Genomic DNA, 9,538 nt, shown 5'->3' on the forward strand with positions numbered 1-9,538 from the left:
CGGCGAGCGACTCGACCGTGGCCGACGGGCCGTGGCCGACGCTGACCTCCTTGTGCAGGCACGTCGCCTCCGTCGACTCGAGCCCGAAGGTCGCGTCGAACGGCTGGCGCCGGTTGCTCGGGCGGGTGCCGTCCGGGTAGGTGAACGGCGTCGGCCGTGCGTCGACGACCATCGCGGCACCGCCGCCCGCGTGCGCGGAGACGTTGTTGTCCTCGTAGGAGTCGTCGACGTACCAGACGAGCATGCCGTTCTGGAACGTGAAGAACTCCACCCAGTCCGGAGCGGTCAGGCCCTTGCTGAACTGGTAGGGACCGTGCGCGAGGCCGACGTCGTAGCCGACGTACTCCCGGTTCTCGACGAGGTAGTACTGCTCGAAGGTGCCACCGACGGTTCCGGTGCTGATCTGCCACTCACCCGTCGCGGTCCAGTCACCCACGCCCGACTCGACGTCGTCGACGACGGTCGTGCCGGCCTTGATGGTGATGTCGTCGACGAACGCGCCCGGCAGGTGCACCCCGCCGTCCGTCTGGTAGCGGAACCGGAAGAGCGACGGCGCGCCGTTCGCGGTGTAGGAGTAGCGCAGGCCCGCCCAGCGTCCGGAGGACGACCCGTCGATCGGACGGCCCGTGCGCTTCCAGGTGGCGCCGCCGTCGAGGGAGTACTCGCCGTAGAGGTAGTCGTAGCCCGCCTCGATGTCATACCAGGCCTTGGCGGTGATGGTCACGCGCGAGGCGGCCGGGACGGCGCGGGTCAGGGTGTCGTTGAGGCCGTCGGCGCTGCCGGTCCACCACGCGTGACCGCCGTTTGGCGTCGTGTAGTGCACCGTGGCGTCCTTGGCCGGCAGGTTGACCCGGACGGCCTGGTCCTTGCCGTCGACCTGCAGCTGCGCCGGGTTCAGCGTGAAGGTGCCCTTGCTGCCGAGGTCGACCGTCGAGTGGTCGAGCCAGCCGAGGAAGAGCTTCTCCTCCGGACCCATCAGGCCGGGCAGGGTGCCGATGCCGTTGCCGTCGACGGCGCCGTGGCCGAGCCACGAGCCGGAGCTCATCAGCGTCCAGAACGCCGTCGAGTTCTCGCCGCCGCCCGTGTCGTAGTAGTCGGGCAGGCCGAGGTCGTGGCCGAACTCGTGCGCGAAGACGCCGAGGCCGCCGTTCTCGGGCTCCGTCGTGTAGTCGCCGAGCCAGTACTTCGACTCGCCGATGCGGGCGCCACCCATGAGGTTCGCCCCGTCGGCGAGGGTCGGGCCCGTGACGCCGAAGTCGTTGCCGTTGACGTACCAGCGGTGCGACCAGATCGCGTCGGCGCCCTGGGCGCCGCCGCCGGCGTCCTCACCCATGCCCGCGTGCACGGCCTGGAAGTGGTCGATGTAGCCGTCGGCCTCGTCGAACTCGCCGTCGTTGTCGTGGTCGTAGCGGTCCCACACGTCGAACTCGGACAGGTAGGCGTCGATCTCGGCCGGCGTCTTGCCGGCGGCGATCTGGGCGTCCCACCACGCGTTGCCGGTGTCCTCGATGAAGCGCCACGAGCCGCCGTTGTCCTCGACGGCGTTGTCGCCGTAGTACGAGGCGTTGTAGGGGACCTTGACCCAGTCCTCGACCGTGTTGACGACGGAGTACTGGCCGTTGGACAGGGCCTCGTAGTAGCTCTTCATCGACTCGCCGGCGCCGTTGAAGAAGTTCTCGTAGTACGCCTTGCTGAAGTCCGACTGCCAGTAGTTCGAGTTGTTGACCGTGCGGTCCGGCTCGGCGATCTCGTTGTGCAGCGGGCCGGGCGTCGTGCCGTAGCGGCCGACGCTCAGGTCACCGAACTCGGCGAGCATGGTGAGGATCTTGTCCGTCTTCACGGTGCTGACCTCGGCGAACTTGTCGTCGGCGAGCTCGACGACGCCATCGGAGCTGGCCTTCGCCTTGCCCTGGGCGACGAGCGAGATCGCCTCCTGGCGCTGGGTGATCCACGTCTTCGTCAGCGGGCCGGGCCGGTTGTCGGGACGGGCGGCCGGGATGCGTTCGCCGCCGGTCGTGGCGGCGGCCGCGGTGGGCGTCACACCGAGGGCAGCGCCCGCGACGGACGGCGTGGCCGCGCCTGCGGGTGCACCGGCGGTCGCGATCAGCGCGGCGACGGCAGAACCCACGAGCGAGGCCGTGGCGAGTTTCTTCACGTTTCCCTTCTTCCTTGCGGTGGTGGCAGAGCCAGAGCGAAGATTCCACGTCGTGGGGGCCTGAGGGGCGTAAGAACGTCACCTTTTGGTTGCGCTTTCCGGAGGGGCCGTATGCCGCTGGGCTCGCTCCCGCGACCAGCGCGCAGTTAGGTTGGGGCCGTGGACACCGACGCCGTGCTGAAACTGCTCCAGGACGTCGCCGAGGAAGTCATCAACCCGCGGTTCCGCGCCCTCGCGAGCGGCGAGGTGCACGAGAAGAACCCGGGCGATCTCGTCACCGTGGCCGACCACGAGGCCGAGGTCCTCATCACGCGCGCTCTGAACGCCTCCTATCCCGACGCGGTGGTCCTCGGAGAGGAGGCGCACGCCGCTCAAGGTCTCCTCCTCGAGGCCTACGCCCGGGCCGACCACGCCTTCACGGTCGACCCGGTCGACGGGACGAAGAACTTCGTCCACGGGTCCCCGGACCACGCCGTCATGGTCAGCGAGGTCCGCGACGGAGTGGGCGTCCGAGCGTGGATCTGGCAGCCGCAGCACGGTCTGGCCTACGTCGCAGAGCGGGGCGCCGGTGCCTACCGCAACGGCGAGCGGCTGCATCGTGCAGCCCCGGACGAGGCCACTCTCACCGGTCGCACCTCGCGCCGCACGTGGATCGGCAAGGGATTCGGCGGGCTGACGCCCCTCACCTTGACCTGGGTGTCGTGCGGCATCGACTACCCCAAGCTCGTCGAGGGGGAGACCGACTACATCGTCTACGGCTCGACCCGCCCCTGGGACCACGTGCCCGGGGCGCTCCTCGTCCGGGAGGCCGGCGGGGTCGTCGGCCGCACGGACGGCCAGCCCTACGAAGCGCGCGACATCGCGGCCCCCGGCCTGGTCGCCGCCGCCAGCCCAGCGGCATACGACATCGTCTGGCGCGCTGTCGCAGCAGGCTGAAGCTGGTCAGTCGCGGCCGGCGGCAAGCACGTCGGCGAGGTCGAAGCCGACCGGCTCCTCGAGCTGCGCGAAGGTGCACGACTCGGGGGTGCGGTCCGGCCGCCACCGGACGAACTGGGCCGTGTGGCGGAAGCGGGTGCCCTCCATGTGGTCGTAGCGGACCTCGACGACCCGCTCGGGGCGAAGCGGCGTGAAGGACAGGTCCTTCTGGTTGTTCCACCGGGAGAACTCGGAGCTGCGCGGGGTGCGAACGCCCTCCTCGGGCCTGGCCCAGTTCCAGGGGTGCTCGTCCCACTCGGCGACGAGCGGCTGGAGCTCTTCGTAGAGCTCGCGCCGACGCGCCATGGGCAGGGCGCCGATGACTCCGACGCTCGCGAGGCTGCCCTCGTCGTCATAGAGGCCCAGGAGCAGCGACCCGATCGCCCTGGCGTCGGTCTTGTGGGTGCGGTAGCCCGCCACGACGCAGTCGGCGGTGCGCTCGTGCTTGATCTTGAACATCAGCCGCTTGTCCGGCTGGTAGGTGGCGTCGACCGGCTTGGCGATGACGCCGTCGAGGCCCGCTCCCTCGAACTGCTCGAACCAGACCTCGGCGACGTCGCGGTCGGTCGTCATCGCGGTGAGGTGGATCGGCGGCTCGGCGCCGGCCAGTGCCTTCTCCAATGCGGTCCGGCGCTCGGCGAAGGGCCGCCCCGTGAGGTCCTCGTCGCCGAGGGCGAGCAGGTCGAAGGCGACGAAGCTCGCCGGCGTCTCGGCCGACAGCTTGCGGACCCGCGACGCTGCGGGATGGATCCGCTGCTGGAGCAGCTCGAAGTCGAGGCGGTTGCCCTCGGCCGGGTCGATGAGGATGATCTCGCCGTCGATGACGGCCCGCTCGGGGAAGCTCGCCTTGACGGCCTCGACGATCTCGGGGAAGTAGCGGGTCATCGGCTTCTCGTTGCGGCTGCCGATCTCGACCTCGTCGCCGGAGCGGAAGATGATCGACCGGAAGCCGTCCCACTTCGGCTCGTAGACCACCTCGCCCTTGACCGCCGCGAAGCCCTTGACCGCCTTGGCGAGCATCGGCGGGTAGGGCGGCACGACCGGACCCCAGAGCGCGCGCAGCTCGGCGTCGCGGTCGGCCTTGGGGGCCATGTAGTCGGCGTCCGCCTTGTCCTGCCGGCGCTTGCTCGGTTGGACCCGAGGGGGCTCGCCGGGCATCTTCGGGTAGTCGGGCGGGAAGTTCAGCTCGCCGAGACCGCGCTCGACGTCCTTGTCCCACAGGGCGATCGCTGCTGCAACGTCGCCGATGGCGTCGTCAGTGCCTGCCCACGCGTCACCACGCTCGGCGATCAGCGCCGGGACGGTGCGGACGGTGAGCGCCCTGGGGTCGGTGTCGCGCAGCTCCTCCCAGGTGACTGGCGTGGAGACCGGTGCGCCGGGCAGGGGCCGGGGTGAGTAGGCGGAGGCGATGGTCCGGTCACGGCACGCCTGGTTGAAGTCGACGAAGACGCGCTCTCCCCGCTCCTCCTTCCACCACGAGGTGGTGACGAGGTCCGGGAGGCGGCGCTCCAGCTCACGGGCGATGCCGATGACACCATGCCGCACGTCAAGGAACTCGTGCGTCGGCGCGATGCGGGCGTAGACGTGGACGCCCCGGTTGCCCGACGTCTTGGCCCACGCCGTCAGCCCGATCTCGGCCATCACCTCGCGCAACGCGAAGGCCGCCTGCACGGCGTCGCGGAAGGCGCGCCCGGGCTGCGGGTCCAGGTCGATCCGCAGCTCGTCGGGGTTGTCGACATTGGCCGTGCGCACCGGCCACGGGTGGAAGGTGATGGCATTCATCTGCACGGCCCACATGGCGCTCGCGACCTCGTCGATGACGAGCTGGAGGTGCTTGCGACCGCTCGGGTAGGTGCACATGACAGTGCGGGTGAACTCCGGCACGCCCTTGGGTGGGTTCTTGCTGAAGAACTCCTCGCCCTCGATCCCCTCGGGGAAGCGCTGGAGCGTGACCGGTCGGTCGCCGAGGGCCTGAAGCAGCGGATCGCCCACCGCCAGAATGTATCTGGCGAGGTCGAGCTTGGTCACGGGTTGGCCGTCTGCCATCCCCGCCGCGGGCCAGAGCACCCGGTCCGGGCTCGAGATCCGCACCTCGCGGACCGTGCCGTGCGGGCCGGGGACCTCGATCACCGCTGCCTTGGCGCTCACCGGTCGATCGTATGCCGCTGGGCTGACACCCCACGGAAGCGACGTCCGCGCCCTCCCGCCCCGCCGCTCAACGGGGCTGGGCGAGGACCAGGCTGACGACGTTGGCGAGGGCGATGCCGATGGCGGCGAGGAACGGCACCTTGCCGCGGGCCCGCACGGCCACGACCGCGAGCGCCACACAGATGGCCAGCAACGCACCACCCACCGCGTCGAGCCCCCGGCCGAATCCCGCCACCACCGAACCGGCGAGCAACACCGCCGGCGCGAGGAGCCGCACGGCCTCGGCCCCGAGGCGGTGGGGGAGCCCGCGGACGCCGGTCGCCTCATCGGCCGCGAGGTCAGGCAGCGTGTTGAGCAGGTGGGCGCCGGTGCCGAGGAGCGCACCGGTGGCCATCACCCAGGCGGGAGGCCACGCGGGGGCGGGCAGGGCCAGTGTCACGACCGCCGGGAGCGCCGCGAAGGCGACCGCGTAGGGCAGGGGCGAGAGTGCGGTCCGCTTGAAGTAGAGGTTGTAGGCCCAGCCGGACGCGACGCCGAGCAGCAGGTGGACGGCCGCCGATGCGAGCCCGCACGCCAGGGAGAGCGCCACACAGGCCACCAGGGCGACGACCGTCGCGGCGCGGAGGGCACCGTCCGGAAGGACGCCCTGCACGAGGGGCTTGTCGGAGCGGGCGACAGCCCGGTCGCGGGCGGCGTCGACGAGGTCGTTGGACCAGCCGATGGAGAGCTGGCCGGTGAACACGGCCGCCGTCACGAGGACGGCCCTTGCCGGGGTGTGCCCAGCCGAGGCGGCCAGCAGCGCGGTGAAGGACGTGACGGCCACGGTCGGACCCGGATGGGAGGCTAGTGCCAGACCGCGGGCCACGCCAGTGATCGACACGCCTCGAGCGTAGGGGAGGGCGCGTCCGACGGAGCGAGGGAGGAGGAGATCCCAGGATCTGCGCTTAGGCTGACCGCGTGAGCCACCTCGCGGCCGTCCAGGGCGTCCTGCCGGAGCACCCGTATGCGCAGGCCGAGATCACCGCCGCCTTCGCCGACGTGCTCGGCTCGACCGGCTCGGACCGCGCCCTGCTCGAGCGGTTGCATGCCAACGCCGGCGTCAGCCAGCGCCATCTGGCGCTTCCGTTGGAGCGCTACTGGCAGCTCGCCGACTTCGGCGAGGCAAACGACGAGTTCATCCGGGTGGCCACCGACCTCGGTGGCACCGCCGTGACGAAGGCGCTCGCCGCTGCCGGGCTCCACCCGGGCGATGTCGACCTCATCGTGTCCACGACGATCACCGGCCTCGCCGTGCCCTCGCTCGAGGCCCGCATCGCCGGTGCGATCGGTCTGCGCGAGGACATCAAGCGGCTGCCGCTCGTGGGCCTCGGTTGCGTGGCCGGGGCGGCGGGTATCGCACGGGTTCACGACTACCTCCTGGGCCATCCGCACGACGTGGCCGTCCTGCTCTCCGTCGAGCTGTGCAGCCTCACCGTGCAACGGGACGACTCATCCGTGGCCAACCTCGTCGCCAGCGGGCTGTTCGGCGACGGGGCGGCCGCCGTCGTGCTGGTCGGCGAGGGCCGTGCCGCGGAGCACGCGGGTGCTGCCGACCAGCCGCGGGTCGTGGCGACACGCAGTCGCCTCTATGCCGACACGGAGCGCGCCATGGGCTGGGACGTCGGGGCGACCGGCCTGCGGATCGTCCTCGGCGCCGAGGTCCCGGACCTCGTCCGCGCCAACGTCCGAGGCGATGTCGACCGCTTCCTCGCGGACCACGACCTCGACCGTTCCGACATCGGGTGGTGGGTCGCGCACCCCGGCGGCCCCAAGGTGCTCGACGCGATGCAGGAGGCGCTGGAGGTCGAGCGCGAGGCCCTTGGGGTGACGTGGCGCTCCCTCGACCGGATCGGCAACCTCAGCTCGGCCTCGGTCCTGCACGTCCTCGCCGACACGCTCCGCGACCACACGCCCGAGCCCGGTTCGTGGGGCGTGCTTCTCGCGATGGGTCCCGGCTTCTGCCTCGAGCTCGTGCTCCTGCGCGCCGCAGACTGAGGCCGTGGCGATGACCGACCTCTCCCTCTGGCTCTTCACCGGCCTCGTGCTGCTCGTGGGTCTCGAGCGGGTCGCGGAGCTCGTCGTGTCGAAACGACATGCTGCGTGGGCGTTCTCGCGCGGGGGCGTGGAGCGGGGGCAGGGGCACTACCCGGCGATGGTCGTGCTGCACACGGGTCTCCTCGCCGGAGCGGTCGCCGAGGTGTGGCTCGCGGACCGACCCTTCGTCCCGGCTCTCGGCTGGAGCATGCTCGCGCTGGTCGTCGCCGCGCAGGCCCTGCGCTGGTGGTGCATCGCGACGCTCGGCACGCAGTGGAACACCCGCGTCATCGTGGTGCCGGGCCTGCCGCTCGTGCGGCGCGGACCGTATCGGTTCCTCCCGCACCCCAACTACGTGGCCGTCGTCGCCGAGGGCCTCGCACTTCCCCTCGTCCACAGCGCCTGGGTCACTGCCATCGTCTTCACCGTCGCCAACGCAGCGTTGCTCACGCGTCGGATCCGCGTCGAGAACGACGCCCTGCAGGAGCTGGCGATGCCGTCATGACCGACCCAGTGGACCTCATCGTCGTCGGGGGCGGGCCGGTCGGCCTGGCGACGGCGCTCTATGCGACCCGCGCGGGCCTGGCCGCGGTGGTCCTGGAGCCGCGGACCGGTGTCATCGACAAGGCCTGCGGCGAGGGACTCATGCCGGGTGGTCTGCAAGCGCTCATCGACCTCGGGGTCGACCCGCCGGGGCACACCCTGCGCGGCATCCGTTACCTGGCCGGAGGCCGAGCCGCCGAGGCAGAGTTCGCTGCTGGGCCGGGGCGTGGCATCCGCCGCACCGTCCTGCACGGCGCGCTCCTCGACGCGGTCGCTGCCGCGGGCATCCGGGTGCTCCCGTTCGGGGCAGCGGGTCTGACCCAGGACGATCAGAGAGCCACGGTCCGCACCGAGGCCGCGGGAGCACCGGGGCCGACGCTCACCGCGCCATGGGTGGTCGCGGCCGACGGTCTGCACTCGCCGACCCGCCGATACCTCGGCCTGGACCGGGCCACGGGGAAGTCCGAGAAGCGCTACGGCCTGCGCCAGCACTACGCGGCCCGTCCGTGGAGCGACCACGTCGAGGTGCACTGGGGCCCGCAGGCCGAGGCCTACGTCACCCCTGTGGCCGATGACCTCGTCGGGGTGGCCGTCCTGAGTCACCAACGCCCCGTCGACCCGGACCCGCTGGCCGGCTTCCCCGAGCTGCATGACCGGCTGGGAGCAGCGTCCGTCGTGACGTCGCTGCGCGGTGCCGGGCCGCTGCACCAGCGCACCAGCCGGCGGGTGGCCGGCCGGGTCCTGCTAGCGGGCGATGCCAGTGGTTATGTCGACGCCCTCACGGGCGAGGGAATCTCCTTGGGGCTGGCCCACGCCCGCGCCGCCGTCGCGGCCATCGGGGCTGCCGACCCGCACTCCTACGAGCGGTCCTGGCGCGCGGCCACCCGGCGCTACGCCCTGATGACCCGCAGCCTCGTCCAGGTCACCCGGCCGGCCCTCGGTCGCCGGCTCCTCGTGCCGGCGGCCGCAGCGCTCCCGGCAGCCTTCAGGGTCGCCGTGAACGAGCTCGCGAGACCGGTGCCGTGACCGAGGAGCTCGTCGTCCTCCTGTCCCCGGACGGGCAGGCCATCGGCACCGCCCCCAAGGCCAGCGTTCATCACGCGCAGACGCCCCTTCATCTCGCCTTCTCGGCCTACGTGTTCAACGAGCGTGGCGAGCTGCTGCTCACCCAGCGCGCGCACGACAAGGCCACCTTTCCGAGCGTCTGGACCAACTCCGCGTGCGGGCACCCCGGACCGGGCGAGCGCCTCGGTGATGCCGTGCGTCGGCGGGTGGCCACCGAGCTCGGTCTCGCGGTGACCGACCTGCGGGTCGTGCTGCCCCGGTTTGCCTACCGCGCCGAGCTGGACGGGGTCGTGGAGTGGGAGCTCTGCCCGGTCCTCGTGGGGCGGGTCGACGGCGACCCGTCGCCCCACCCGGCCGAGGTGGCCGACGTCGGGTGGGTCGACTGGGCGCAGTTCGCCGACGAGGTCCTCGAGGGCCGGCGTGAGGTCTCCGTCTGGTGCGGCGAGCAGGTGGCGGAGCTGGTGCGGCTGGGGAGTGATCCCGAGGCCTGGCCCACGGCCGACCCCGCCGAGCTCCCCCCTGCACTGCCGCGAGACTGACCCTGTTGCTCGGTCGACCGAGAGGTCGTCACCGCGTATC

The 9,538-nt window shown here is 71.6% G+C and carries 8 protein-coding genes; 5 read left to right on the plus strand and 3 right to left on the minus strand.

The features are described from left to right. The coding region (locus OO014_RS17925) for an immune inhibitor A domain-containing protein (RefSeq protein ID WP_272463691.1) at positions 1-2,155 on the minus strand (2,155 nt) is incomplete at its 3' end. Positions 2,156-2,314: 159 nt separating this feature from the next. Between OO014_RS17925 and OO014_RS17930 the strand changes: the two genes are divergently transcribed. Continuing rightward, positions 2,315-3,091: an inositol monophosphatase family protein gene (locus tag OO014_RS17930; RefSeq protein ID WP_272463692.1), complete on the plus strand. Its 777-nt coding sequence runs from the start codon at positions 2,315-2,317 to the stop codon at positions 3,089-3,091. Between the two features lie 6 nt (positions 3,092-3,097). Here OO014_RS17930 and OO014_RS19330 read toward each other — a convergent pair whose 3' ends face one another. Beyond that, positions 3,098-5,278, minus strand: a complete 2,181-nt coding sequence (locus tag OO014_RS19330; protein ID WP_334685059.1) for an ATP-dependent DNA ligase — start codon at positions 5,276-5,278, stop codon at positions 3,098-3,100. A gap of 67 nt (positions 5,279-5,345) precedes the next feature. Next, a complete protein-coding gene (locus tag OO014_RS17945; protein ID WP_272463693.1) occupies positions 5,346-6,158 on the minus strand; it encodes a UbiA family prenyltransferase in 813 nt (270 codons plus the stop codon). Between the two features lie 77 nt (positions 6,159-6,235). Between OO014_RS17945 and OO014_RS17950 the strand changes: the two genes are divergently transcribed. The 4 genes from OO014_RS17950 to idi are packed head-to-tail and all read left to right on the plus strand — an operon-like array spanning position 6,236 to position 9,498. Further along, complete coding sequence (locus OO014_RS17950) at positions 6,236-7,312, plus strand: type III polyketide synthase (protein ID WP_272463694.1); 1,077 nt, start codon at positions 6,236-6,238, stop codon at positions 7,310-7,312. A 10-nt stretch (positions 7,313-7,322) separates the two neighbouring features. Further along, positions 7,323-7,856 carry an isoprenylcysteine carboxyl methyltransferase family protein gene (locus OO014_RS17955; RefSeq protein WP_272463698.1) on the plus strand — a complete coding sequence of 178 codons (534 nt, stop codon included), beginning with the start codon at positions 7,323-7,325 and terminating at the stop codon, positions 7,854-7,856. Next, positions 7,853-8,920: an NAD(P)/FAD-dependent oxidoreductase gene (locus OO014_RS17960; protein WP_272463695.1), complete on the plus strand. Its 1,068-nt coding sequence runs from the start codon at positions 7,853-7,855 to the stop codon at positions 8,918-8,920. The genes OO014_RS17955 and OO014_RS17960 overlap by 4 nt, the downstream gene beginning before the upstream one ends. Further along, entirely contained in the window at positions 8,917-9,498 is a 582-nt protein-coding gene (gene idi / locus OO014_RS17965) for an isopentenyl-diphosphate Delta-isomerase (RefSeq protein WP_272463696.1), read from the plus strand. Before OO014_RS17960 ends, idi begins: the two co-directional genes overlap by 4 nt. Positions 9,499-9,538: the final 40 nt, after the last annotated feature.

This window comes from Intrasporangium calvum, assembly GCF_028446585.1.
GTDB lineage: Bacteria > Actinomycetota > Actinomycetes > Actinomycetales > Dermatophilaceae > Intrasporangium > Intrasporangium calvum_A.

What these genes read in the sequence shown, in the direction of transcription:
- OO014_RS17955 (WP_272463698.1), top strand. Translation starts at nt 7,323, where the DNA reads ATGACCGACCTCTCCCTCTGGCTCTTCACCGGCCTCGTGCTGCTCGTG.
- OO014_RS17960 (WP_272463695.1), top strand. Translation starts at nt 7,853, where the DNA reads ATGACCGACCCAGTGGACCTCATCGTCGTCGGGGGCGGGCCGGTCGGC.